Genomic DNA, 25,467 nt, shown 5'->3' on the forward strand with positions numbered 1-25,467 from the left:
GGTCGGTCGCTGACCGACTTTCAGGCACTCCCTTCCTTCTGAACGCGAAGCGCTTCAACAACTCCCGCAAAGTTCTGGAGCAGGCTGTTCATGGCGCCGGCAAACATCGCCATCGGCGCCTGCATGCTGGCACCGAGCTCGGAGAGCATCTGCTCGCGCGACGGCATCGAAGCCAACTTCGTGACCTGGGCCTTGTCGATGGGCTTGCCTTCGAACACGCCGCCCTTCACTGCCGGACGCGCGTCGTTGGCCTTGGCGAAATCCGTAATGATCTTCGCCGCACCCACCGGATCCTTCGTGACCACCAGGCCCGTCGGTCCACGCAGGCGCTCGCCGACGAGACCACTCTCGTTTACGGCGCGCAGAGCCAGCGTGTTCTTGATGACCACGTAATCCACGTTCGCCTTCCGGAGCGTACGACGCAGTTCCGTCATTCGCTTCACGTTCAGCCCCGTGAAATCCGTGTAATAGAGCGCCGTAGCACTCTCGAGTTTCGTTTTCAGCTCGGCGACGAGCTGTTCTTTCTCGGATCGCTTCATGGCTCAGCCCCGGTACGGGTTAATGTCGATCGTAACGCCGGGGCCCATCGTGCTGGAGACCGAGACGTTCTTCACGTACACGCCCTTGGCCGCTGCCGGCTTGGAGCGGACGATTTGATCCATGAATGCGGTGAAGTTCGTCTCCAACGCGTCGATTCCGAACGAGACCTTGCCGATCGGCGCGTGGACATTGCCAGCCTTGTCGACGCGGAATTCGATCTTACCGGCCTTCGTTTCCTTGACGGCGTTGCCGACGTTGAACGTCACCGTGCCCGCCTTGGGATTCGGCATGAGACCGCGCGGACCGAGAACGCGTCCGAGCTGACCCAGCTGACCCATCTGGTCCGGCGTCGCAATGAGGACGTCGAAATCGAGCCAGCCATCCTTGATCTTCTGGATGTGCTCGACGCCGACAAAGTCGGCACCAGCGTCTTCGGCTTCGCGCGCCTTGTCGCCCGCCGCGATGACGAGCACGCGGACGGCCTTACCCGTACCTGCCGGCAATACGACCGTACCACGCACGACCTGGTCGGCGTGACGCGGGTCGACGCCCAAGCGAACGGCGATCTCCACCGTTTCGTCAAACTTGGCGAACGCGCTCTTCTTCACGATCTCCAGCGCCTGCTTCGGCTGATAGATCGAGGCGATGTCGCGGTTCTTGGCGGCGGTGTTGTACTTCTTTCCATGCTCGCGCATTAGTCAACGACCTCCATTCCCATCGAACGGGCAGCGCCGGCGATCATCGCCATCGCCGACTCAATGGTGTCGCAATTCAGATCCGGCATCTTGATCTCAGCGATCTTGCGGACCTGCGCGCGGGTGACCTTCCCGATCTTCGTGCGGTTCGGTTGACCCGATCCCTTCTCGATGCCCGCTTCCTTCTTCAGAAGGATCGCCGCAGGCGGCGTCTTCGTGATGAAGGTGAAGGACTTATCCGAGTAGATCGTGATCTCGACCGGGAGAATCGTATCCTGGCCCTGCGTCCGAGCGTTGAACTCTTTGCAGAAGGCCATGATGTTGATGCCCTGCGGACCAAGCGCCGTACCTACCGGAGGGGCAGGATTGGCCTTGCCCGCGGGGATCTGCAACTTCACGAACCCCGTGACTTTCTTTGCCATAGAACTCCTTGAACTGCCGCCTGTCGTACCGGCGGTCGATCTCCCACTGGCTTAATTAGAGTCGGAGTGGTGGCCGACTGTCCGTCATCCTCTGCTCGCTTCGCGAGCGCAGGATCTATCGTCCCTACCCAGTAGCAAGCAACTCGGCAGTCACTGTGCGTCCCGCGTGACAAGCCACGCTGTAGCCACAGTAGATCCTCCGCCGCTGGAAGCGGCGGAGGATGACAGCTAGTACGCCTTCAACTGCAAATAGTCCAATTCGACCGACGTCGGCCGACCAAAGAGCGATACAGAAACTCTCACTTTCCCCTTGTCCGCCATCACCTCTTCCACCGTTCCATTGAAATCGGTGAACGGCCCTTCGGTGATTGCGACTGCCTGACCAACGAGGAATGGAATCTCCTCGTGCGGCTCCTCTGCTTCCTTCTCATCGGCGATGCCGAGGAGTCGGTTCACTTCGTCGGGACGCAGTGGCTGTGGGAAGCGTGAATCGTGTCCCACGAACTTGATGACGCCCTGAATACCGTTCACGACGTGCGCGGTCTCCTGGTTCAGATCCATCTCGACCAGGACATAGCCGGGATAGAGCTTCCGTTCGACCGTCACCTTCTTGCCGTTCTTGATCTCGACCACTTCCTGCGTCGGCACGAGCGCCTGACGAATCACACGCTCCTCGGCGGGTCGCGCATCAGCTTCGATCTTTCGCTGCAGCAGCGAGCGCACCTTGTTCTCGTGCCCCGCCGTCGTCTGGATCGCGTACCAACGATGTTCCATTCGGTCTATCGCCCCGCGAACAGCGACGGAATCGCCTTGATCAGAATTCCCTGAAGCGCAAAATCGAGAATCGTGATAAAGAGACCGAGCAAGAGTACGAAGATGATGATGGCAATCGTCGCCGACTGCACCTGCGGCCGGTCGGGCCACGTCACCTTCCGCATCTCCGCCATCACGCCGTGATAGAAATCGACGAGTCTGGTGCCGATGCCCGGGCCATTGCCCGAGCCGCCGGCGCCGCCGGAAGTTCCGGGACGAGCGACCGCGTCAGCCATTACTTGGTTTCCTTGTGGACCAGATGCTTGTTGCAGCGCGGGCAGTACTTCTTCCACTCGACGCGCTCCGGGTGCAGGCGCTTGTTCTTCGTGGTGAAGTAGTTGCGATTCTTACAGTCACTGCACGCGAGAATGATCTTGTCTCTGGGCATCGAACTTCAGGGTTGAAGGGTGGAAGGGTTGAGGGTTAAGGGCAGGAATGCGCCGCCCACGCTTATCGCGTAGGCGGCGCTTCAATTCACCCTTCCCATTGGCCCTGCCGTACTAAGAGCTGACGACCGGGATTGAACCGGTGACCTCACCCTTACCAAGGGTGTGCTCTACCGACTGAGCTACGTCAGCAACCTGCTACCATCAAACAGATCCGTGCGTTCCAAATCTTCTAAACTTCAAACTTCCTAATCGCCGCCCGTTCATCGACCAACCAGAGCGGGAGACGGGGCTCGAACCCGCGACATCAAGCTTGGAAGGCTTGCGCTCTACCAGCTGAGCTACTCCCGCATCTTACACCAACCAACGAATCAAACACCCTTCCGCGCCGAGTGCTCGACCCCTCAAAAGCATCGAGTGGTGGGGGAAGGATTCGAACCTTCGTAGGGCGTTAACCCGGCAGATTTACAGTCTGCTGCCATTAGCCACTCGGCCACCCCACCGGACTTTCACGCATCCAGCCTTCCGATCGTGGCGACGAGTCACCTACGCCAACAAAAGACAGAGCTGACGGCCAGAATCGAACTGGCAACCGCCTGATTACAAATCAGGTGCTCTGCCAATTGAGCTACGTCAGCGGACGGCCAATTTTGCGCGAGACTCATAGGATAAGTAGCGCCGGAAAGCGTGTCAAGACGCGCTCCTATCGCAGCTTAGACGCCACCCTCCCAACTCTCCCTACCGAACCCGCTTCCACTTGGTTCCCCCCGCCCCATCCTCGATCGCAATTCCCCGCTCCACCAGCTCAGCCCGCAACCGATCCGCCTCGGCGAAATCCCGGCGCTCTCGAGCCGCCCTACGCCCCGCCAAACGCTCCTCGACCCAGGCAACGAGCTCCTGATCGTCGACCCGACGGTCCGGGACGATATCCAGAACACCGTTGATCCGCGCGAACGCCCACTGCGCATCCGCCAATGCCGCCGAATCCTCGCCCCTACGGTCGAGCTCGGCATTCGCACGCGTGATGAACGTGAACAGACCCGCCAACGCGTTCGGTGCGTTGAGGTCGTCGAACAGAGCGCCCTCGACCGCAGCCACCGCTTCTCGAGCCGCGGCCGCTAGCTCCGGCGTTCCGCCGGTCGCCGCCGCCAAGCGCTCCGCAAAATCCCCAACTCGACGCACCGCGTTGATCGACGCCTCCAACGCCTCCTCGGACAGATTCAGCTCCTTCCGATAGTGCGTGTTGAAGACGAAATGGCGCACCGCCGCCGACGAGATGTCCGCCTCTCGCATACCGCGAACGGTGGTCACGTTGCCCATGCGCTTGGCCATCTTGGTGCCTTCAGTCAACAAAAACGCCCCATGGCACCAGAAGCGCGAGAATGTCTCGCCCGTCGCGGCTTCCGACTGCGCGATCTCGTCCTCGTGGTGAGGAAAGATCAGATCGATTCCACCGCAATGGATGTCCAGCGTCTCACCAAGCAGATCGATCGCCATGGCCGAGCACTCGAGGTGCCAGCCAGGGCGGCCGCGGCCCCACGGCGAATCCCACGCGGCACCGGACGCCTCATCCTCGGGCTTCGCGGCCTTCCACAGGGCGAAATCCTGGGCGTTCTCCTTCGAGTAATCGTCCTGCGCCACGCGCGCACCTGCGCGCACCTCTCGCTTGTCGAGCCGCGACAGACGGCCGTACGCCGGAAAACGATCGATCGCGAAATACACCGAATTGTCGTCGGCGACGTAGGCGACTTTGCGCTCGATCAACTTCTGCACGAGCGCGATCATCTGCGGGATATAGTCCGTCGCCTTCGGATATTCCTCGGCCGGCTCGATTCGCAAATACTCACGATCTTCGTGAAAGATCGCCGTCACTGGCTCGGTGACTTCACGAATGGTCTTGCCCTGTTCGTGCGCGCGGCGAATGATCTTGTCGTCGACGTCGGTCAGGTTCATGACCTGACGCACCTTCCAGCCGCGCAGCCGCAGCGCGCGACGAAGCAGGTCGGCGAACAGGAAGGTCCGGAAATTTCCGAGGTGCGCCGGATTGTAGACCGTCGGTCCGCAACTGTAGATACGCACGGTGTCGCCGTCGGCGGGAGCGAACGGGTCGATCGAGCGTGTCATCGTATTGAACAGGCGAAACTCGGTCATCATCTCGTCGTAGATTCGGAACAGATGCGTAGCGCGCGGAGGTCCGTGAATGCTATCGTCTACGGTGCCGTCACTCAATCGTTGGAGCTCATGATCATGTCGTTTCCGACTCGCATTGCGGCTTCGGCCCTGGCCATGGCCCTCGCGATCACGTCCGCGCACGCGCAGCGTGTCGAGATCACAGCAGACGCCGCGGTTGCGAAGGGACCGGTAACCGGCCGCGTCTTCGTGTTCCTCGCCTCGACCGCCGATCGAGAGCCGCGGCTCCAGGGCGGTTCGTACGGAGGCAGCGTTCCGTTCTTCGGACTCGACGTCGACCAGTGGCGGCCCAACACGGCCGCCGTGATCGATTCCAAGATCCTCGGCTTTCCCTTCGAGTCGCTCGCACAGGTACCCGCCGGCGACTACTACGCGCAAGCGATGCTCGTGCCATACACGAAATTCTCGCGCGCCGACGGCCACGTGATCTGGGTGCACAACGACCAGTGGGAGGGCCAACACTTCAATTCGTCGCCCGGCAACCTGGTGAGCGACGTGCAACGAGTGCACTGGGATCCAAAGTCACGCACAGCAGTCGCGCTCAAGCTCACGCGTGTGCTTCCGCCGGTCACGGTACCGGCCGACACGCGCTGGGTAAAACGCATCAAGATCAAAAGCGAATTGCTGTCGAAGTTCTGGGGGCAACCGATGTACATCGGCGCAACGGTGCTCCTACCCAAAGGCTTTGACGAAGAGACCACGCGCCGCTATCCGGCCGTCTACATCCAGAGCCACTTCGGACTCGGTGCGCCGTTCGGTTTCACGGAGCAGAGCGGCTCCGAAACGGCGGAACAGAAGGCTGCACGTTTGCTCACGTCGGCGCGCGAACCTGGTTGGCTTTTCGCGCGCGATTGGACGAGCGACAATTTTCCGCGGATGGTCGCAATCACGTGGCAGCACCCAACGCCCTACTACGACGACTCGTACGCCGTGAACTCGGTGAACAACGGTCCGTATCAGGATGCGCTGCTCACCGAACTCGTGCCATTGCTCGAAAAACAGTTCCGGCTCATTCCCGAGTCGAATGCACGTTTTCTCACGGGCGGATCCACCGGCGGCTGGGAATGCGCTGCGCTACAAATTCAGCGGCCTGATTTCTTTGGCGGTGGATGGTGTCTCTATCCCGACCCGGTCGACTTCCACCGCAATCAGCTCGTCGACAACTACGGTGATACGAATGCCTTTGTCCCGAACGGTGCGCGCGCGCCGGTTCCTGAGCGCTACATGGCGCGAACACCGGAAGGGCAGCCTCTCGTCACGCAGCGTCAGATGAGCCAACTCGAGGCGGTGCTCGGAAGCAAAGCGCGCAGCGGTCAGCAGTTCGATGCGTGGGATGCGGCATACGGTCCGATCGGTGACGATGGCTACCCGATTCGTCTGTGGGATCGGCGGACGGGAACGATCGACAAGAACGCCGTGTCGTGGTGGCGCGACAAAGGATACGACCTCACCGACAACCTCGTTCGCAACTGGTCGAAAACCGGCACCGCACTCGCGAGCAAGATGCACGTTTATGTCGGAGACATGGACAATCACTACCTCAATCTTGCCGTCTATCGGATGGAAGAAGCGGCGAGCAAGCTGACGAATCCGAAAGCGGATTTCACGTTCGAGTACGGCCGACCGATGAAGCCGCACGGATGGCAGCCGATGACGAACGCCGAAATGATCCGAATGATGGAGACGTTCCGCAGCACACACGCGGTTCGCCCATAGCTCCGTCGCTCACACTACCGGTTCGGCCACGCGCGACACGGGGTCGAGCCGGGCCGCTGGTTTGAGCTGGCCACCCCGCAAGAACAGCACTTTCGGCGCGAGCGCGCGTACAGACGACTCATCGCGCGACGCGAACACGATCGCGTCGCCACGCTGCCGGCGCTCATCGATCCAGAGACCGACGTTCGCGTCGAGATCGAGCGCGCAATCGATCAAGTGAATGCCAGCGTCGGCGTTGCTGACTCGGCGGGTGTCGGCGGCGGTCCAGTAATACGCGATCGAGTTCGCAGCATCAGCGATCGATGCGTGGCCGTACCAGCGCGCGTCGCCCGAGTCAGGCCGTAGCAGCCCGGCAACGCACAGCAGGAGCGTGGACTTGCCCGCGCCGCGCGGTCCCACGATCGCGACACAATCGCCGGCGTGAATGCTGAGATCAACGCCGCGCAGGACGTGCGCCGCCACACTACAGCCGGCCGTGCCCGCGACAAATCGTTTGTGAAGATTCCGGCACTCGAAGACGATCGACATGCCGATCGATACCACGCGCAGTCGCGCGCTACTTCATCGCACCAATGCGAGCGTCAACAGAATAACGCGGACTCTTTGTTGTTGACCACGAAGGGCACGAAGAACGGCGATCGAGTCCTTTGGTCGGGAACCACAAAAGGATTGAACCACAGAGGACGCAGAGGTCGCAGAGAAAACCAACAGCGGACTGACTTGAACCGCCGAAAGACAATGACGTGGCGTACGGCTGTCTAGCAGTCCTCTGCGTCCTCTGCGTCCTCTGTGGTCAAAGCATTTGCTGTTAACGGCTTCATGTCCTTCGTGACCTTCGTGGTCAAACAAGGCCGCGAAAGGCGGGGACTCGATCGCTAGAAGCTTCTGCGATGCCCCGCAGACTCGGCGACCGACACGACATCGAGCGGCGGACCAAGCGGCGCGATGACCCCTCCGCCGGGGGCCGGGACACGCAGCAGGACCGGACGTTCACGCGACGTACGCCTGAACCCGTGCCCCTCGTAGATGCGCGTGATGAGGATTCGTCGAACGATGACCATCAGCGCGGCGAGCGTCGGCAGCGCGACGATCAATCCCAGTCCGCCGAGCAGCTGCCCGATCACGAGTACCGACATGATCGTGAGCACGGGCGGCAGATCAACCTTCTTCGACATCACGAGCGGCGAAACCACATTGCCCTCGATCAGGTGCACGACCACGCCAAGCCCCACCACGAGCAGCGCGTGACCGAGCGGGCTGAAGCCGTGATACCCGGTGCCCGTCAGGACGAACAGTGCCGGAAGTGTCGTCGACAGCAGCGTTCCGAAAAACGGAACGATCGCAACGAGACCAGTGAAGATTCCGAACGGCAACCAGAACGGAACGTTCAGCAGGAATAGTCCGAGCGCCGTGATTGCGCCGAGGAACGACATCGTCAGCAATTGTCCGACGATATACGCGCGTAGCGAATCGCCGAGATCGGCGAGCACATCGCGCACGAGATCGCGATGGATGGGTGGGAACAGGGCGATCAACCACTCGCGATACAACGCCGGATGCAGCGAGAGGTAAATGGCCATCACGGCCACCGCGAAAACATTGATCGCGGCATGCACGATCTCGAATAGCTTCGTCGGCAAGCCCTTGAACAGCCCGCTCGCTTCACCGTACGCTGCTTGCAGCGTTCGATGTTCACCCGGGGGACCGATCATCTCGCGAAGCGCCGGGAATTTCCCAGCGAGCGAATCGATGCCGCTCTCCCACGACGCGATGAACGTCGGCATCTGCTCGATCAGCTTTCGCGTCTGCTCCACCACAGGTGGCGCGAGAATCCAGGCGAGCAGCGCTAGTGCACCGAGCGTCCCGAGAATCGCCGCGGAGAGCGCGAGTCGTTCCGACGCATGCAGTCGCCGTTGAATCCACGCCGAGACCGCCCCCAAATACAAGGAGACGAGAATCCCGAGCATCAACAGTACAAAAACCTGAGCGACGGTCTTGAACAGCCATATACCAAGGACTGTCAGGACCGTCGCTGTCAGAATTGGGCCAAACCGGAACCGGTACGGCCGCGGTGCTTCAGCTTTCAATGGTTCTTCTTCTCGCTCGTCAGATCCTCGATCTCGGCGTGCACGGTCTCTTCGTCAGGCCGGCCCGCGCCGAGCGCCTTTTTGGTCGGCGAACCGGAGGAGAGCATGCCCATTTTTTGCTTGAGCGCAAGGAGTTGCACGTCGACGCTGCCGGCGGCGGCACCCTTTTCGAGCTGCTTGAAGTCCTGGGCAAGTCGATCGCCCGTGAACTCTTCCTCGATTTCGATCGACGCCTTGAGCTGACGCTCGTTCGTCTCGATGCGTTCTTCCATTCGTGCGAAGGCATCGAACGCCGACTTCTCCGACATCGACGACATCGTTTCCGCGATCCGCTTCTGCGCCTGCGCGCGGCGCTGGCGCGCGACGAGCAGATTCTTCTTGCGCTTCGCTTCTTCGATCTTGTCGTTCAGGTCGCGCAGCGAGTTCTTGAGCTTTTCAGTCTCGACGCGGTGCGTTTCCCACGTCTGCGCCAGCTGCTCGCCGTGCGACATGTGCTCGCCCTGACGCATGAGCGCCTGTTTGGCGAGGTCGTCGCGGCCTTCCTTGATCGCCAGCATCGCCTTCTGTTCCCAATCGGCGCCCTGGCGGAATTCCGCGTCGGCCTGATCGCGAAGACGCTTCTCGTCGGCAATGGCAGTCGCGACCTGCTGCTTGGCCTTCGCCAGCTGCGACCGCATGTCGATGAGGATCTGCGTCAACATCTTCTCGGGATCTTCGGCCCGAGAGATCAGATCGTTGATGTTCGAGCGCAGCAGACTCGCGAATCTATCGAAAATGCCCATGGGTTATTGTGCCTCGCGATACGAGCCGAGTTCACGCAGATGCGACGCGAGCGCGACCGTGATGCTCTCGAACGCAGCGAGAAATTCTTCGAAGTCCAGATGTGAGAGCTCGAGGGCTTCGGTCATGACGATCGATTCGTCTTCGATGCCGTACGAGCCGTGAACGAGATCCGTCGCATTGAGCTCGAGCAGACGGCGGCTGAGCGTCGCGAGCGCCTCTCGATTCGTTGGCAGCGTCATGACTTTCACGCGCAGCAAAACAACGGGCGGCGAATAGTGGACGACGACGCTGAAATCCAGTTCGCCGGCGGGTTTCGCGACCCAGAGTCCTGGCTCGACTTCGCTGAAACTTGCTCCGTCGGCTCCGAGCCGATTGAGCCAGCCCTCGACGTCTTCCTTGGTCACCATCGCAGGTCCTTTCGTGAGTCTGTTTAGTCGTACGAAACAAACGGAGAGACGTTTCAACCCGCGGCTAAGCTACGGCGCCACGCGCGCTTGGTCGAGATCAAATCTGATACACTAGCCCCGCTTGATCTGCACCAATCGCTCCCGGGCGAGCCGCCGTCCGGTGGGCGTCGCGGCCAGTCCACCACCCGCCGTTTCTCGATAGCGAACATCCATTTCGCGGCCGATCTCGCCCATCGTATCGATGACCTCATCGGCGGGAATGGCGAAGGTGATGCCGGCCATCGCCATCTCGATTGCCGCGAGCGCAATCGCCGCACCGGTCGCATTGCGAAACACGCAGGGCAGCTCCACCAAACCGCCCAGCGGATCGCACACGAGGCCGAGCGTTCCCTGTTGGGCAATGGACACGGCATGCGAAACCTGATCGGGCGATCCGCCCATCATTTCGGTACCCGCTCCCGCCGCCATTCCCGCCGCCGCACCCGTCTCCGCCTGACATCCGCCTTCCGCCCCGGAAAGCGACGCCCGCTCAGCGATCACGGCGCCGATCAGGCCAGCTGTCGCGAGCGCGTCGACGAGCTTTTCATCGGATAGCCCGTGTGCCGCGGCCAAACCAGTGAGAACGGCCGGCAGAACTCCGGCGCCTCCCGCCGTTGGCGCCGCGACAATGACACCCATCGCAGCGTTCACTTCCTGCACCGCCAGCGCGCGCGCGAGAATGTCACGAAAGGGCGTGTTCGCCAGCGGACCGGGGGGCCCGGAGACCAGCTTTGCCGCATCACCGCCGACGAGTCCCGAAGCCGATCGGAGATTGCCGACGAGACCCTGCTCGACCGCGCCCTTCATTACATGCAGCGCTCGGGCGAGCGCATCGCGGATTTCCGACACGGGCCGGCCCTGGTCGTCCGATTCCGTTTCCAACGCGAGTTGCGAGAGCGATAGGCCGCGGGCGTTGGCATCGCGAACAGCGTCGGCGAGGGAGCGATACATAGGCGTTTATAGATCTCTAAACTGTTACGCCGACACCTTGTCGAGCCGGAAGGACCAGCGCACCCACGGCAGTTCGCGAATGCGATCGCGAACTTGCACTTCGGGCGGCTCGTCCAGCTCGATGACCATGAATGCGTCGCCACCGCGCTTCTTTCTCGTGAGTCGAAGTGTGGCGATGTTCAGGCCCTCGTCGGCCAGCAGCGTCGCAATGCGCGCAACCGATCCCGGAATATCCTCGGCCACGAGGACGATCGTGTGATAGTTGCCAGATACCTCGACCGGATAGCCGTCGATCTGCGTCACGAGCACGCGGCCGGCACCGAGCGATGATCCCATCATCACGGCCGTTCGGTCGGCCCGTTCGAGGGTGATGCGCACCGTGTTCGGATGCGCCTCTTCGTCGAGCGTCGTTTTGTCGAAGCTGTAGTCGAGGCCGTCGCGTTCGGCGATTTCCAGGGCGTTACGAATACGCTCATCGTCGGGGCGAAAGCCCATGAGGCCAGCGACGATTGCCTTGTCGGTGCCGTGCCCTTCGCCCGTGCGCGCAAACGAGCCGTGGAGCTCGATCTTCGCCCGCTCAGGCGTGCCGCCGACGAGTCCGCGAGCAAGGAGTCCGAGTCGACACGCGCCCGCCGTATGCGAGCTGGACGGGCCAACCATCACGGGGCCAATGATATCGAGAAGCGAGACCATGCCCAAAGCTAGCGGCTCGCGGTCAGGCGAGCTGCAGAATCACTCGACGACGATCGAGAGCAGGACGTTGGAATAGCTCATGACGCGCATCCGATACTCCCCCGGCTTTGGCGAAAACTCGAAGTCGAAGGTCTCGCCCGGACCTACATGCAATCGTGCCGGCCTCAACGTTCGATTCAAACCCGAGGTCGGAATGGCGTCCTTGGCCACCGGCGTCCATTTCACCGCACCGCTGTCACTCTCGATGATGACGTCAGCCTCGTCGTCGATCGTCATGTTATAGAAGCGCAATCGGTGTTTCACCCCGGCCTTGAACCTGATTGGCTCCGCGCTCGGAAGACCGTTCAGGACGTTCCATGCTGGACTTTTTTGCCCCTCTTGGCCGATGCCGAACGTATGATCCGTCTCGGGATCCCACTTCTGTCCCGGCTCCAGCACGATCAGAGGACCGTAGAGTCCCGCCGTGAGCTGGTGAATGTCGTCGGCATGCGCGTGGTACATGAACGTGCCGGCGCGCGGCGGTGTAAACACGGCAGTGAACGAATCAGCCGGCGCGATGTACGGAGCCGTCTTGGCACCGGCACCACTCCAGCCGGGAATTCCGTCATAGAAGCTCTCGAGTTCTATCCCGTGCCAGTGAACTGACGTCGGCTCGGCAAGTTGATTCACGACGGTGATTGCCGTCCGCTCGCCACGCGTCACCGTGAGCACGGGTCCAGGTGACGTCGCACGCGCCGTCTTGTCGGTCGAATCTCCGCGCGCGATCAGATAACCGAACGTCGGTTCCGAGCCGTACGACTTCTCGACTTTCTTGACGATGAGACGCACCTGCTTCGTCGCATCGACTCGGGCGGATCCAGCCGCAACCGCGCCGCGCGACGGCAGTACCGTCACGCCGAGTACGAGGCCGCCCATGCCGGTCATGGCGTGATGTTCGGCTGGACCCATGTCGTGATGTTCGTCGCTGGGCTTTCGGTCGAACACATCGTCGATGCGATCGGCCGCCACGTGAATTGGCCGATGACAGTGGAACAGCCAGTTTCCGGCGCGATCGGGCGACCACACCATGCGAAACGTATTGAAGACGGGAACCTGCTCAGTGACGACGAGCGTCTGTTGCTTGCTCGGCACGGGGCGATCCGTTCCACCGTCGCCTTTGGATTCGACGCGAAAGTAGAATCCGTGCAGATGCATCGGGTGCTCGCCGCCACCGAAGTTCACGACGCGCCAGCGAATGCTGTCGCCCGTCGTATACGTCAACCGCTCGGTGTATGGCCAGCTCTTTCCGTTGAGCGCAAAGATCAAGCGATCGCCCTTCGACGCATCGGCCGTGTCGCGGATTTTGTCGTAGAGCGACAGCGCGAAAATTCGATCGCGAGTCGGCACTCCCGAGTCGACGACGATGATGCCGTTGAACTGGCTTCCATCGGCGTCGTTGATCACGGGCTTGCCGCCACGCATCGGAATGCCCCAGTAGACGAACGTCCCTGGACGACGGGGTGTGAAGCTCAAATGTCCCGTCGCTCCTGGTGCGACGCGCAGCGTGTCCGCCTTTTTGCACGGCCGCCCGCACGCGGCGGCAAAGTACATCGTGTCAGGCAGCGCGTTGCGAACCTTCAGATCAACGCGAGTGCCGAGTGGCATTCGAAGCAGCGGGCCTGGGGCACTTGGCGCCTTTCCCTCTTCGCCAAAGAGCTGCGTAATGACGGGGGGCGCACTGTCGGGTCCCGGAAACCATCTGGCGAGTTCGCCTACGAGCGACACGGACAGAACTCCGCCGCGTAGCGTTCCCGCGCTCGTGGTGTTGTCGTTCGACGTTCCCGCGCGGAAGTCAGCGACAGGCGAACTCGAACGGGATGGCGCCGCGGGCGCCAGCATGACGAACGCGACTAGCGCACTGAACAGGCGTGTCTGCATCGCGCCATGTTATGGCGCGTATGCAGCACGGTCAATGACAATTCTCGCGTGACCTATCCGACCTTTCGCTTCGACTTCTTGGCAAGCAGTGGTTTGAGATACTGCCCGGTGTGCGATGCAGCCACGGCAGCCACTTGTTCCGGATTTCCGGCGGCTACGATGGTTCCGCCGCGGTTTCCGCCTTCGGGACCGAGGTCAATGATCCAGTCGGCCGTCTTGATCACATCGAGATTGTGTTCGATGACGAGCACAGTGTTACCGCGATCGACGAGTCGATGCAGAACGTCGAGCAGTACGCGTACGTCCTCGAAGTGCAGACCAGTCGTCGGCTCATCGAGGATGTAGAACGTCCGTCCCGTGTCGCGCTTCGAGAGCTCACTCGCGAGTTTCACCCGCTGTGCTTCGCCGCCGGACAACGTCGTCGCGCTCTGACCGAGATGGATGTAACCCAGACCAACGTCGGCGAGTGTTTGCAACTTCTGGAAGATGCGCGGCTGGTTTTGAAAGAACTCCACCGCATCATCCACCGTCTGCTCCAGCACCTCGGCGATGCTCAGACCGCGGAAGCGGACTTCGAGCGTCTCACGGTTGTAACGCTTTCCCTTGCACACTTCGCACGGCACGTACACGTCAGGCAAGAAATGCATCTCGATCTTCACGAGACCGTCGCCCTGACACGATTCGCACCGTCCGCCCTTCACGTTGAAGGAAAAGCGACCCGGCCCATAGCCGCGAATCTTTGCTTCGGGCAGCTCGGCGAACAGTTCACGAATCGGCGTGAACAAACCCGTATACGTTGCAGGGTTCGAGCGCGGCGTACGACCGATCGGACTCTGATCGATGTCGATGACCTTATCGATGTGCTCGAAGCCGCTGATGCTCTTGTGCGCGCCGGGAATCACTCGTGCACGATAGAAGTGCCGCGCCAACGCGCGATGCAGAATGTCTTCGATGAGCGTCGATTTTCCGGATCCGGACACGCCCGTGACGGCAACGAACAATCCGAGCGGGATGTCGACGTCGACCTTGCGAAGATTGTGTTCGGTCGCGCCCTCGATGCGAATGACGCGATGCTTCTCGGGCGGACGACGCGTCGCCGGCGTGGCGATCGTCACCTCGCCGCTCAGGAACTTTCCCGTCACCGATGCAGGATTGCGCATGATCTCGTCGATCGTGCCAACGGCGATCACTTCCCCACCGTGCTTGCCTGCACCAGGCCCAAGATCGATCACGTGATCGGCTGCGCGCATCGTCTCTTCATCGTGCTCGACAACAATGACGGTGTTGCCGAGGTCGCGCAGTTGCTCGAGCGTGGCGAGCAACCGCGCGTTGTCGCGCTGATGCAGTCCGATCGACGGCTCGTCGAGGATGTACAACACGCCCACGAGTCGTGAACCGATCTGCGTCGCCAACCGAATGCGCTGCGCTTCACCGCCCGACAGCGACTCGGCGGCACGGCCCAGCGTGAGATAGTCGAGCCCGACGTCGACGAGAAAGCGCAGGCGCTCGCGCACTTCCTTGAGGATTGGTCCCGCGATCTCTGGATCGAGACCCGGACTTCCATTCTTGCGGACCGGAATCGACTCGAAGAATGAAAGTGTGTCGGTGACCGGATACTCCACGACGTCGCCAATGTTCTTGCCGTGCACGGTGACCGACAGCGCTTCGCGCTTGAGCCGGCGTCCGCTGCAGTCGCTACACGGAACTTCAATCATGAATTCCTGAAGTTCCATGCGAACCGAATCGGATTCCGATTCGTCGTACCGGCGTTCGACGTTCTTGAGCACACCTTCCCACTCGATCTCAGTCGATGCCTTCTTGCCTCCGCCTTCGCGCTTGGCGCCGTGCAGAATCGCGTCGCGAACGGATTTCGGAAGCTCGCCCCACGCCGTGTTGAGATCGAACTTCAGCTGACGCGCGAGCGCCGGCAGCACGATCTTGCGCAGGTACCCGCTTGGCTCGCCCCACGGCAACACCACGCCCTCGAGAATCGAGATCTGCGGGCTACCGAGGATGAGCTGCTCGCTCACACGACGCCGAGTGCCGAGGCCACCGCAGGTCGGACAGGCGCCGAAGGGCGAGTTGAACGAGAAGTGACGCGGCTCGAGTTCGGGCAGCGAGATACCGCAGTTCGGGCAGCCGTATCGCTCCGAAAAAATCTCGGTCGTCTTCGCATCGGCGTTTCCGACTTCGACGATACCATCGGCAAGCTTGAGCGCCGTCTCGATCGAATCGGTGAGCCGGCCGTGGTCGTCCGGTCGAACGACCAGACGATCGACGACGACGGAGATCGTGTGGTTCTGGCGGCGATTCAGCTTCGGCGGCGACGCGACCTCGATGAGTTCATCATCGACATACGCGCGAATGAATCCCTGTTTGCGAACGCTCTCGAACAGGTCGCGGAACTCGCCTTTGCGTCCCTGCACGAGCGGAGCACGCACTTCGATCTTGGTGTCGCGCGGCCAGCCAAGCACGAGCTCGGCGATTTGCGCGGCACTCTGTCGCTGCACCGGACGACTGCAGTTCGGGCAATGCGGCGTTCCCGCGCGTGCCCAGAGCAGACGGAGATAGTCGTAGATCTCCGTTACGGTGCCTACCGTCGATCGCGGGTTGTGTCCCGCCGTTTTCTGCTCGATCGAAATCGCCGGCGACAACCCCTCGATGGAGTCGACGTCGGGCTTTTCCATCAAGCCGAGGAATTGGCGGGCGTACGCCGACAGCGATTCGACGTAGCGGCGTTGCCCTTCGGCGTAGATGGTGTCGAACGCCAGGGACGATTTTCCAGAACCCGACAGGCCGGTCACCACGGTGAGCTTATCCCGTGGGATGGTCACGTCGATGTTCCGGAGGTTGTGCTCTCGAGCACCTCGAACAATCAGCGCGTCTTCTGCCATAGCCTGGGAAAGCTGCGGGTGGGACCGATGTGAGACAAGTCGCTATATTCGGTCCATGCCACATACCGACGCCATGGTCGTGCTGACCACCGTCGCCTCGGACGAGGAGGCGGTGACACTGATTCGCGAACTACTCGATCGGCGCCTGATCGCCTGCGGGACGTTGTTCCCCGGTGCGCGGTCGCTGTATCGTTGGCAGGGAAAGGTCGCGGACGAACGCGAAGTGGTCCTGCTTCTCAAGACGCGATCCGCGCGCCTCGACTCACTGCGCGCCGCGTTCACGGAGCTTCATCCATACAAGGTTCCCGAGCTGCTCGCGCTCCCGGTCGAAGCCGGCCTGGACAAGTACCTCGAATGGATCAACGGCGAAACCACGCTCGCCCTGGCGTAACCCGCCGCTCGAAATCCCACTTAGACGTTGATGTAGCGCCATGACGGTGAAGGCCGACGACTCGAATCCGAACGAGCTCTTGGAGCTCGCAATTTCGCTCTGTCGCCGTGCGCGTTGGCGCGAGGCGATTGATCCGCTGCAACGCGCGCTGGCCCTCGATCCGTCGAAGGTTGCCGCGCACTATCAGCTTGGCGACGCGTATAACCAGACCGACCGTCTCCCCGACGCGCTCGAAGCGTATGAGACGGCCGTGAAGCTGCAGCCCGATCACTGGCGCGCGCTCAAGGGCATTGGCGTGATCCTCGACCGCATGGGAAGACCCGCGGAAGCGACGGCCGCCTATCAGCGGGCTCGCGAGGTTCAGCGTCGTTGAGGAGAAAGCGCGCAGTCCTTGCCGGGGCGATCATCGTCGCCTGGGTCTTCGGCCTCGCGCTTCTGATTCGACGACAGTATTTCCAGCCGCAGCTCGAGCGACTTGCTGAAGGTGCGAGCCGCGTTGCGCCGGGCGCGGTGTACTACGGCGTCATGCAGGGCGACCGACAAGTCGGCTTCGCGTCGTCGACGATCGACACGACAGACGGATCGATCGTCGTCACCGACTATCTCGTCGCCGATCTGCCGATAGGCGGAAAAGCACGCCGCACTACGGCGCGAACAAACGTCCATCTGTCGCGCACGCTACACATGCGGTCGTTCGACTTCTCGCTCGACGGCGAGGGTACGCCTGTTCGTGCCGTGGGTCGAATTGACGGCGACAGCGTGCTGGTTCTCGCAATCGGCGCTGGTGCCGACAAGGTGGACTCGCAGCGCGTCGCGCTCTCCGGCCCTGTGTTTTTGCCCACGCTCGTCCCGTTGGCGGCGGCGATCACCGCTCGCCCGAAGGTCGGCAAACACTACGTCATTCCGGTGTTGGATCCCGCGCGTATGGCTCCGGCCGACGTGCGCATCGACGTTCGCGCCGAATCACTCATCATCGTCCACGACAGCTCGGCGTATGACTCGACGAGCGGAAAGTGGCATGGCGTGCAGCCCGACACCATTCGCGCGTGGCGGCTCGCCGCCGATTCGGGGCGCGGCTTCAGCGGTTGGATCGACGAACAGGGCCACGTGGTGGCGACGTCGCAGTTGGGCTTCGATCTCCGCCGGCTCCCCTACGAAGTAGCATTCGAGAACTGGCGAAACGATACCACGCGCGCCGCCATCACCGACGATCGCGACATTCTCGAAACGACGGCGATTGCGGCCAACAAACGAATGGCAAAGCGCATCGACGCGCTTCGTGTTCGCCTGTCAGGCGCCGCGCTCGGTGGCTTCGATCTGAACGGCGGCCGCCAACGCTTGGTCGGCGATACACTGGTGGTGACTCCCCAGCCTGACAGCTCACTCGTTGCCGGTATGCGTATCCCCTATCGGGAGCGCGATCGCGCGAACTCGCTCGCCGAGCCGCTGATTCAGAGCAACAGTCCTGAAATTGTGAGGCTGGCGCAGGGGATCCGCAGTGGAGAGCGAGATCCTGAGATCGTGGCCCGGCGAATCAATCAGTGGGTCCACGACTCGATCGCCGATCGAATCACCTTCGGGGTGCCGAGCGCCCTTCAGGTGCTCAAGTCGCGAACGGGCGATTGCAACGAGCACACCCAGCTTTTCGTGGCTTTGGCACGGGCGGTTGGCATACCAACCCGCATTGCAGCGGGTTTAGCCTATGTCGATGGCAAGTTTTATTACCACGCGTGGCCAGAAATTTTACTGAAGGACTGGGTACCGGTCGATCCAACATTCGGACAATTCCCTGCTGACGCAGCGCACCTCCGGTTCGTCATAGGAGGACTAGCACGTCAAACCGAATTGCTTCGACTCATGGGCAACTTGAAGATCGACGTCATCAGTGTGAACGGAGGCTCTGCCTCCAGCGGTCCGCGTGGCCGCGAGTGATCAAGCTCACAAACGTCATTAAGCGGTACGGCAGCTTCACGGCGGTCAACGGCATCGATCTCGAAGTGCCGAAGGGTGAACTGTTCGGATTCCTCGGCCCCAATGGCGCTGGGAAGACGACCACCCTGCGTATGATCGCGGGAATCCTTCGCCCAACGAGCGGTTCGATTCAGATCGGCGGCATCGATCTGTTGAAGAATCCGATCGTCGCCAAGAACCGGCTCGGCTTCGTTCCCGATCGCCCGTTCATCTACGAAAAGCTCACCGGCTCGGAATTTCTCCGCTTCGTCGCCGGCCTGTACAACCAGGAAGGTCCGCAGGTCGAGCATAGAGCGCGCGAGTTGCTGGCGCTGTTCGATCTCGAGGACAAGCGCGACGAGCTCGTTGGCAGCTACAGCCACGGCATGCGTCAAAAGCTGATCATCTCGAGTGCGTTCGTGCATCGCCCTGAGGTAATCGTCGTCGACGAGCCGATGGTCGGTCTCGATCCAAAGGCGGCGCGCATCATCAAAGATCTGTTCCGCGAGTACACGCGGCGCGGCAACACAGTAATGATGTCGACGCACACGCTCGAGGTCGCGGAAGGCATGTGCGACCGCGTTGCAATCATGCAGGGCGGCGTGCTACGCGCCTGCGGGACGATGGACGAATTACGCGCCAGCGCCGAGTCGGGAACGATGGGCCTGGAGCAGATCTTCCTGAAGTTGACCGGAGAGAACGCCGCTCGCACGCTCGTCGATGTCCTCGATGCATGATTCGGAGGCGTTGACCGGCGCGCAGCTCGATCGCCGCACCGGAGCCGATGGTCGAGCGAAGTACAACTCCAGCCACCGCGCACCGGCGGTGGTGCTCCCCAATGTGTCGACGGCGCACCTGCTCATGCCGAAGTGGCTTTCGGCGCGGGCGCACACGGCGACCGGCGAGCGCGGCACGACACTCCGCCTCGTCTTTCTCGGCGTATTTGGCCTCGCCTTCTGGGGCTTCATTTTCGTTCTGCTGTTCCGACTGCTTCGCTTCTTCCGCGACGTGCAGGAAATTGGACCGCTGCTCGCGGGAAAGCTGCTCGCGCTGATTCTCGTCGGCTTCTTCTCGATTCTATTGTTGTCGAACGTGATCACCGCGCTCTCGAGTTTCTTCCTCGCGCGTGATCTCGATTTGCTCGTCTCCGCGCCAGTGGACTGGTTCACGCTCTATCTGGCCAAGCTGTTCGAGACGCTCGTGCATTCGAGCTGGATGGTCGTGCTCATGGCCGTGCCGATGTTCGCCGCGTACGGCGTTGTATATGAAGGTGGGCCGCTCTTTCCATTCGTGGTGCTCACGGCGTTCCTTCCGTTTTTGATCATTCCCACGGTGCTCGGCAGCGCGGCAACGCTACTGCTGGTGAACCTGTTCCCAGCTCGGCGAACGCGGGACATCCTGAGCGTGATCTCGGTGCTCGCGGCTGGCGGCATCGTGATTCTCTTCCGGATGGTCCGCCCTGAGCGGCTCGTCCGTCCCGAGGGCTTTCGCTCCCTCGTGGATTTCATCACGGTTCTCAAAGGCCCAACCTCGCCGCTCATGCCGAGCGATTGGGTGCAGCACGCGATCATGTCGTGGCTACGCGGCCGACCCGATCCACTCCCGTACTATCTGCTCTGGTCGACCGCGGCCGCGGGTTTGGTGCTGGGAGCATTTCTACATCGCTGGATGTACACGGCCGGCTTCAGCAAGGCGCAGGAGAGTGCCGAGCAGTTCGCGCGCACCGGCGTGCTGGCGCGCTTCGCTCATCGCATGCTCACGCCCTTTGGCGTGGTGCGACGCGAGCTGGTGATGAAGGAGCTGCGGCTGTTCTTCCGCGACACCACGCAGTGGTCGCAGCTCATTCTCCTGGCCGTGCTGGTGATGGTCTACGTCTTCAACATCAAGTTCCTGCCCCTGCACGGCACCGGGATGACGTTCTTCCTGGTCAACGTCGTTCCCTTTTTGAATCTCGTCCTCGCCGGGTTCGTGCTCGCGTCGATCGCGGCTCGATTCATCTTCCCCGGCGTCAGCCTCGAGGGCCGGACGCTCTGGCTGCTCCGTTCCAGCCCGATGTCGATGAAACAGCTGCTATGGTCGAAGTTCTGGGTCGGAGCCCTGCCGCTCCTGATTCTGGCGGTGGCCATCATCGGCGTGACCGACCTGCTGCTCGAGGTCAGTCAGTTCATGATGCTGGTATCAGTATTCACGATCTCATTGATGACGCTGGCGGTGTCGGGCTTGGCCATTGGGTTCGGGACCCTGTTCCCCCAGTTCGAAACCGAGAATGCCGCCCAGATCCCGACGTCATTCGGCGGGCTCGTGTTCATGATGAGCTCCGTGGCGCTGATCGGGCTCGTGGTAATGCTCGAAGCGCGTCCGGTCTATTCATACCTGTCCTCTCAGGCGTACGGTACGCCCGGCGACCCACTCGGCATGATACTGGGCTTTGGCGGGGCGATCATCGTGTGCGCCGCCGCGACTGTGGTTCCGATCGGGTTCGCCCTTCGCCGGCTGGAAGCCTAGTAAAAGAGCTTCGCAGATCACCTGTGACGCCGGCCCAGATGCCAGGGTCGTTTATGCCAGATTCCCGTTTTTGTTCGGGAATCCGTCACTCGACAGGACCACTCGTCCTCGGTCGACCAGGACGAGTTGAATGAACCCCACTCCGGAGAACGTTCTCATGAAGAAGATCACCTTTGTTGCCGCTGCCGCGATGCTGTTCGCGGGTGCGACGCTCCACGCCCAGGCCACCAAGCAGGACACCACCAAGAAGGGTGCTGCAAAGCCGGCCGCCACGGCCGCCGCTGCGAAGCCGGCCGCTGCTACGGCTGCGCCGAAGCCCGCTGGTGAAGCCGCTGCAAAGCCGGCCAAGGACAGCACGCATAAGAAGGCGTCCGGCAAGAAGTCCAGCAAGAAGCCGGCGGTGAAGAAGGATTCGACCGCGAAGAAGCCGTAAGCTAGGCCGCGAGTCGGGTTCCGCAGTTCACGCAGTACCGCGCATCATGCGCGTCGACAGGTGCGCCGCAACCGGCGCACCTGTCGTGTAAGTACCGGCCGCAGTTCGAACAAAACGCGGCATCGGGTTCCGGGCGCGGGCCACACGTCTGACACGAAATGTGTTCGCGGCGGTACGCGCGAACGGCCGCTTCGATCTCGTCGTCGAGCGGACCATCGGCAACCATCGCCGAGCCCGCCGAAGCGACGGTCGCTTCTCGACGCATCGCATTGATCGCTTCCTGGGTGTAGCGCGTCTTCAGCTCGCTGTAGTCCGAGTCCGACAGCTTTCCCGTTTCACGGTCAAATTCGATTTCTCTCAACGCCGCGATAGCCGCTTCGCGCATCGAGAGCCGCGGCACCGGAGTGGAGCGATTCTCCGTGCGCGGGACCCCGAAAAACACGGGATAGAGCACGAACGCCAGCGCGCCCACAGCGAGCAGCGTTCCGATGATGAGCGCAGTGATCACTCGCGTTCCTCGCCCTTGATCGCTGCATCCAACCGATCCAGCTCATCCTGCGTCGCGTCCACCGAGCCCATGGAAGGCCTGGCCTTCGCCGGTGCCGTCGGCTGCTGTCTGCGTGCGTTGGCAGCCCAGCGGCGCATCAGCATGAACACCGTCACGCCGCCCGCGATCACCGCGAGCCCAGGCGCGAACCACGCAACGAGGTTGAAGCCAGACTTGGTCGGCGCCATCAAAACACGCTCGCCATACGTACCAACGAACGCGTCCATGATTTCCTTCGCGCTGTAGCCACCCTCGACGAGTGCCATGACGTCGCGATGCATCGCGGGCGACACCTGACAGCTGAAATCCGTCGTGCGACAGGTGAAGACATCGAGCGTGCAACCGCACTGACAGTGCAAATGATGCTCGAGTTCATCGCGCTGCGATGGGTTCAACACAGGCGCCGCACCCGGTTTGGGTGGCAGGCGGACGGGCAACGCCGCCGACTGATCCATCGCAAACAGGTTGTTCGTGTCGCGCACGATGCTCGAGTCGTGCATCGCGCCGCGCTGCTGCGCGTGACCGCGCTGCGTGATCAGCAGCGCCGCCGCCGACATTCCGACGGCGCGTCCCAGGAATTCTCTGCGCGACGTCATACTACGTTGGCAAGTTCGGCGGACTTGCCCTTGGGAGACATGACCGCGGCATATCCGCCGGCCGGTCGTCGTCGTTCCGCCTGCGGCCACATGACGACCAACCCGCCGATCATCATCAGGAATCCGCCCAGCCATACCCAAACGACGAGTGGATTGAATGTCACTCGCAGCTCAGCCGTGTCGCGGTCGCGTAGACCGGCGAGCACTACGTAGGTGTCCTGCCTGGCGGTGTAGTGAATTCCAACTTCCGTGATCGGCTGGAACAGCTGATTACCCTGCGAGTCGAGATATCGGCGCTTTTCACTCGAGATGATTCCGACCCGCTTGCCGTCGACGAACGCCTCGAGACCAACCGCCTGCGTTTCGCGATCCGGACGACTGGATGTAGACACGCCCTGACTCACGAACTTCCAGGTGTGTCCGTACGGATCCTTCGCCTCGTACGACTGTCCGGTGCTGAGCGTGATGTCGTACTCGAGCTTGAACGCCATGCCGGCGAACGCCGCAAACAGCATCACGATGCCCGCGTGTACGATATACCCGCCATACCGCCGGCGATTGCGCCCAACGAGATGCAGGAATGCGGTGACCGGCGATTCCTTGTTGATCGACTGGCGGGCGCGAATGCCCTTATAGAACTCTTGCACGATCGTACCGGCGACGAAGCCGCACAGCGCGTAGGTCACCAGCGGTGCGAACGCGCGCATCCCAACTGCGAAAAGCAGCGCCGCCACGACCACACCGAATGCCGCAGGTCCAGCAAATTGTCGCTTGAGATTCGAGACCGACGCTCGTCGCCACGCGATGAGCGGGCCAACACCGGTGAGGCCAAGCAGAAGGAGCCCAAGCGGAACGTTCACCGAATTGAAGAACGGCGCGCCGACCGTGATCTTGGTGCCGCGCGCCCACTCGGAAAGAATGGGGAACACGGTCCCCCACAGCACCGCGAACGCGATACCGCAGAGCAGCAGATTGTTGTACAGGAACGCCGCCTCGCGACTCACCATGCTCTCGAGCTCGACCTTCGCCTCGAGATCCTGAAGGCGCGTGCCGACGAGATAGATCGTGATGCCGGTTGCGAGGAAGAAGAACGTGGCGAACCAACTGCCCACCGGCGACTGCGCGAACGAATGAACGCTCTCGATCACGCCGCTGCGGGTGATGAACGTTCCAAAGATCGAGAGCAGGAAGCTGATCACGACTAGCACGACGTTCCACTTTCGCAGCATGCCGCGCTTTTCCTGAATCATGATCGAGTGCAGGAACGCAGTCGTCGTGAGCCAGGGCAGGAACGACGAATTCTCTACCGGATCCCACGCCCAGTACCCGCTCCATCCGAGCTCGACGTACGCCCACCACATGCCGAGCACGATGCCGATCGTGAGGAAGAACCAGGAGAGCAGCGCCCAACGACGCACGACCCCGAGCCACTCCGCGTCGAGCCGGCGCGAGAAGAGCGCGGCGATGGCGAACGCAAACGGAATCGCGGTGGCGACGTAGCCGAGATACAGATTGGGCGGATGCAGCGCCATGCCCGGATTCTGCAGCTGCGGATTCATTCCCTTGCCGTCGACCGGCAGGAAATCGAGACGAGCAAACGGATTGGCCTTGAACAACGCCGTCGCGAGGAAAAACAAAATGATCGCCGACAACGTGCCTGTCGCCCACGGCACGAGCTCGCGATTCCTGTTGCGACTCGTCGCAATCGCGATCGTGGAATACATCGACAGAATCAACGCCCAGAAGAGCAGCGATCCGGCCTGGCCGCTCCAGAAGGACGTGAAGATGTACACGTTCGGCATGTTTGAGCTGATGTGGCTCGCGACATACTCGAGCGAGAAATCGCGCGACAGCAGCGCGGTCCACAAACCAGCCGATGCGAGTACCACCATCGCGAACGTCGCGTACAATCCGCGCACACCACTCGCCGTCAGATCATCGCGGCGGAGTGCACCACCAGCGTACGACGCCGTCGTCGACCAGGCCGCCATCAACAGCGCGACCCAGAGCGACAGCTCACCTATGAGAATCACGCTCGGCCGGCTCCCGCCTTATATCCGGCCGTCTGCTTGTACTTGTTCTCCGGGTTTTCCGGGGCATTCTCGTAGCGCGACGCACACTTCGCCAGCAACTCAGTCGCGTGAAAGGTGCCGTCTGCGCCCATGCGTCCGCCGACCACGACGTCGACGCTATCGGTGAACGTGTCCGGGGCAATGCCGCGGTAGATCACGGGAATCATGCGAGATCCGTCGGTCACCTGAAATGCGTACTCGCGTCCCCCCGGGTCACGCTTGATCGAGCCGGGCACGACGCGAGCGCCAACCTTCACGCCTGCACTCGAGAAGCCGGGGTCGACCTGCATCTTGGCGCTCAGTTCCGTGGGCGTGAGATAGTACACGCCGGTCTGATTGATCGAGCTCGCCATGAGATATCCAGCAACACCCACTACCAGGGCGCCGCCGATCAAGAATTTGGTGCGTGCTTTCATGACAGGAACCTCGGAAAGACGTGC

Annotated in this window: 26 protein-coding genes and 4 tRNA genes; 7 read left to right on the forward strand and 23 right to left on the reverse strand. The window is 61.8% G+C overall.

The annotated features are described in order from the left end of the window. Positions 1 to 20: 20 nt before the first annotated feature. From rplJ to cysS, 11 genes are all read right to left on the reverse strand, one after another. The gene (rplJ, locus tag AC6H4Z_RS18645) at positions 21 to 539 is read right to left on the reverse strand and encodes a 50S ribosomal protein L10 (protein WP_497543472.1); all 519 of its coding nucleotides are present in this window, start codon (positions 537 to 539) and stop codon (positions 21 to 23) included. Positions 540 to 542: 3 nt separating this feature from the next. Next, positions 543 to 1,235, reverse strand: a complete 693-nt coding sequence (gene rplA, locus AC6H4Z_RS18650) for a 50S ribosomal protein L1 (RefSeq protein WP_497543473.1) — start codon at positions 1,233 to 1,235, stop codon at positions 543 to 545. Then, the gene (gene rplK / locus AC6H4Z_RS18655; protein WP_497543474.1) at positions 1,235 to 1,657 is read right to left on the reverse strand and encodes a 50S ribosomal protein L11; all 423 of its coding nucleotides are present in this window, start codon (positions 1,655 to 1,657) and stop codon (positions 1,235 to 1,237) included. Before rplK ends, rplA begins: the two co-directional genes overlap by 1 nt. Before the next feature lie 228 nt (positions 1,658 to 1,885). Next, positions 1,886 to 2,431: a transcription termination/antitermination protein NusG gene (nusG, locus tag AC6H4Z_RS18660; protein ID WP_497543475.1), complete on the reverse strand. Its 546-nt coding sequence runs from the start codon at positions 2,429 to 2,431 to the stop codon at positions 1,886 to 1,888. Between the two features lie 5 nt (positions 2,432 to 2,436). Next, the gene (secE, locus tag AC6H4Z_RS18665) at positions 2,437 to 2,706 is read right to left on the reverse strand and encodes a preprotein translocase subunit SecE (RefSeq protein WP_497543476.1); all 270 of its coding nucleotides are present in this window, start codon (positions 2,704 to 2,706) and stop codon (positions 2,437 to 2,439) included. Next, a complete protein-coding gene (rpmG, locus tag AC6H4Z_RS18670) occupies positions 2,706 to 2,858 on the reverse strand; it encodes a 50S ribosomal protein L33 (RefSeq protein ID WP_497543477.1) in 153 nt (50 codons plus the stop codon). The genes secE and rpmG overlap by 1 nt, the downstream gene beginning before the upstream one ends. A gap of 117 nt (positions 2,859 to 2,975) precedes the next feature. After that, a tRNA-Thr gene (locus AC6H4Z_RS18675) sits at positions 2,976 to 3,048 on the reverse strand. A gap of 86 nt (positions 3,049 to 3,134) precedes the next feature. Beyond that, positions 3,135 to 3,207, reverse strand: a tRNA-Gly gene (locus tag AC6H4Z_RS18680). Between the two features lie 67 nt (positions 3,208 to 3,274). Continuing rightward, a tRNA-Tyr gene (locus AC6H4Z_RS18685) sits at positions 3,275 to 3,359 on the reverse strand. Positions 3,360 to 3,421: 62 nt separating this feature from the next. Beyond that, positions 3,422 to 3,494: transfer RNA gene (locus AC6H4Z_RS18690), tRNA-Thr, on the reverse strand. A 100-nt stretch (positions 3,495 to 3,594) separates the two neighbouring features. Next, on the reverse strand, positions 3,595 to 5,007 hold the full coding sequence (gene cysS / locus AC6H4Z_RS18695; RefSeq protein ID WP_497543478.1) for a cysteine--tRNA ligase: 1,413 nt from the start codon (positions 5,005 to 5,007) through the stop codon (positions 3,595 to 3,597). Between the two features lie 96 nt (positions 5,008 to 5,103). On the opposite strand from cysS, the gene AC6H4Z_RS18700 reads away from it, so the two are divergent. Beyond that, a complete protein-coding gene (locus AC6H4Z_RS18700) occupies positions 5,104 to 6,762 on the forward strand; it encodes an alpha/beta hydrolase-fold protein (protein WP_497543479.1) in 1,659 nt (552 codons plus the stop codon). 9 nt (positions 6,763 to 6,771) lie between these two features. On the opposite strand, the gene AC6H4Z_RS18705 is transcribed toward AC6H4Z_RS18700, so the two are convergent. The 8 genes from AC6H4Z_RS18705 to uvrA form a co-directional block, all read right to left on the reverse strand. Continuing rightward, positions 6,772 to 7,290, reverse strand: a complete 519-nt coding sequence (locus AC6H4Z_RS18705) for an ATP-binding cassette domain-containing protein (RefSeq protein WP_497543480.1) — start codon at positions 7,288 to 7,290, stop codon at positions 6,772 to 6,774. Positions 7,291 to 7,637: 347 nt separating this feature from the next. Further along, positions 7,638 to 8,849, reverse strand: coding sequence for an AI-2E family transporter (locus AC6H4Z_RS18710; protein WP_497543481.1), 1,212 nt, complete (start codon positions 8,847 to 8,849; stop codon positions 7,638 to 7,640). Next, positions 8,846 to 9,631 (reverse strand): PspA/IM30 family protein, encoded by a 786-nt coding sequence (locus AC6H4Z_RS18715; RefSeq protein ID WP_497543482.1) that lies wholly within the window; start codon positions 9,629 to 9,631, stop codon positions 8,846 to 8,848. Before AC6H4Z_RS18715 ends, AC6H4Z_RS18710 begins: the two co-directional genes overlap by 4 nt. A gap of 3 nt (positions 9,632 to 9,634) precedes the next feature. After that, a complete protein-coding gene (locus AC6H4Z_RS18720) occupies positions 9,635 to 10,039 on the reverse strand; it encodes a type III secretion system chaperone family protein (protein WP_497543483.1) in 405 nt (134 codons plus the stop codon). Between the two features lie 111 nt (positions 10,040 to 10,150). Then, on the reverse strand, positions 10,151 to 11,029 hold the full coding sequence (gene sdaAA / locus AC6H4Z_RS18725) for an L-serine ammonia-lyase, iron-sulfur-dependent, subunit alpha (protein WP_497543484.1): 879 nt from the start codon (positions 11,027 to 11,029) through the stop codon (positions 10,151 to 10,153). 24 nt (positions 11,030 to 11,053) lie between these two features. Then, complete coding sequence (gene sdaAB, locus AC6H4Z_RS18730; RefSeq protein WP_497543485.1) at positions 11,054 to 11,722, reverse strand: L-serine ammonia-lyase, iron-sulfur-dependent subunit beta; 669 nt, start codon at positions 11,720 to 11,722, stop codon at positions 11,054 to 11,056. Positions 11,723 to 11,761: 39 nt separating this feature from the next. Beyond that, complete coding sequence (locus AC6H4Z_RS18735; RefSeq protein ID WP_497543486.1) at positions 11,762 to 13,639, reverse strand: multicopper oxidase domain-containing protein; 1,878 nt, start codon at positions 13,637 to 13,639, stop codon at positions 11,762 to 11,764. A gap of 53 nt (positions 13,640 to 13,692) precedes the next feature. Further along, a complete protein-coding gene (gene uvrA / locus AC6H4Z_RS18740) occupies positions 13,693 to 16,533 on the reverse strand; it encodes an excinuclease ABC subunit UvrA (protein WP_497543487.1) in 2,841 nt (946 codons plus the stop codon). 55 nt (positions 16,534 to 16,588) lie between these two features. Between uvrA and cutA the strand changes: the two genes are divergently transcribed. From cutA to AC6H4Z_RS18770, 6 genes are all read left to right on the forward strand, one after another. Continuing rightward, positions 16,589 to 16,924 carry a divalent-cation tolerance protein CutA gene (cutA, locus tag AC6H4Z_RS18745; RefSeq protein ID WP_497543488.1) on the forward strand — a complete coding sequence of 112 codons (336 nt, stop codon included), beginning with the start codon at positions 16,589 to 16,591 and terminating at the stop codon, positions 16,922 to 16,924. 40 nt (positions 16,925 to 16,964) lie between these two features. After that, positions 16,965 to 17,297, forward strand: coding sequence for a tetratricopeptide repeat protein (locus AC6H4Z_RS18750; RefSeq protein WP_497543489.1), 333 nt, complete (start codon positions 16,965 to 16,967; stop codon positions 17,295 to 17,297). Then, on the forward strand, positions 17,294 to 18,856 hold the full coding sequence (locus AC6H4Z_RS18755) for a transglutaminase-like domain-containing protein (protein ID WP_497543490.1): 1,563 nt from the start codon (positions 17,294 to 17,296) through the stop codon (positions 18,854 to 18,856). The genes AC6H4Z_RS18750 and AC6H4Z_RS18755 overlap by 4 nt, the downstream gene beginning before the upstream one ends. Continuing rightward, positions 18,853 to 19,611, forward strand: a complete 759-nt coding sequence (locus AC6H4Z_RS18760) for an ABC transporter ATP-binding protein (RefSeq protein WP_497543491.1) — start codon at positions 18,853 to 18,855, stop codon at positions 19,609 to 19,611. Before AC6H4Z_RS18755 ends, AC6H4Z_RS18760 begins: the two co-directional genes overlap by 4 nt. After that, positions 19,604 to 21,379, forward strand: coding sequence for a putative ABC transporter permease subunit (locus AC6H4Z_RS18765; protein WP_497543492.1), 1,776 nt, complete (start codon positions 19,604 to 19,606; stop codon positions 21,377 to 21,379). Before AC6H4Z_RS18760 ends, AC6H4Z_RS18765 begins: the two co-directional genes overlap by 8 nt. Before the next feature lie 130 nt (positions 21,380 to 21,509). Continuing rightward, positions 21,510 to 21,812 carry a hypothetical protein gene (locus AC6H4Z_RS18770; RefSeq protein ID WP_497543493.1) on the forward strand — a complete coding sequence of 101 codons (303 nt, stop codon included), beginning with the start codon at positions 21,510 to 21,512 and terminating at the stop codon, positions 21,810 to 21,812. 1 nt (position 21,813) lies between these two features. Here AC6H4Z_RS18770 and AC6H4Z_RS18775 read toward each other — a convergent pair whose 3' ends face one another. Genes AC6H4Z_RS18775 through AC6H4Z_RS18790 form a run of 4 tightly spaced genes read right to left on the reverse strand, consistent with a single transcriptional unit; the run spans position 21,814 to position 25,443 of the window. Then, entirely contained in the window at positions 21,814 to 22,320 is a 507-nt protein-coding gene (locus AC6H4Z_RS18775; protein ID WP_497543494.1) for a zinc ribbon domain-containing protein, read from the reverse strand. After that, positions 22,317 to 22,955, reverse strand: a complete 639-nt coding sequence (locus AC6H4Z_RS18780) for a cytochrome c-type biogenesis protein (RefSeq protein WP_497543495.1) — start codon at positions 22,953 to 22,955, stop codon at positions 22,317 to 22,319. The genes AC6H4Z_RS18775 and AC6H4Z_RS18780 overlap by 4 nt, the downstream gene beginning before the upstream one ends. Next, positions 22,952 to 24,988, reverse strand: a complete 2,037-nt coding sequence (locus tag AC6H4Z_RS18785; RefSeq protein WP_497543496.1) for a heme lyase CcmF/NrfE family subunit — start codon at positions 24,986 to 24,988, stop codon at positions 22,952 to 22,954. The genes AC6H4Z_RS18780 and AC6H4Z_RS18785 overlap by 4 nt, the downstream gene beginning before the upstream one ends. Beyond that, positions 24,985 to 25,443: a cytochrome c maturation protein CcmE gene (locus AC6H4Z_RS18790; RefSeq protein ID WP_497543497.1), complete on the reverse strand. Its 459-nt coding sequence runs from the start codon at positions 25,441 to 25,443 to the stop codon at positions 24,985 to 24,987. The genes AC6H4Z_RS18785 and AC6H4Z_RS18790 overlap by 4 nt, the downstream gene beginning before the upstream one ends. Positions 25,444 to 25,467 lie beyond the last annotated feature (24 nt).

Source organism: Leucogemmata humicola (assembly GCF_055379415.1).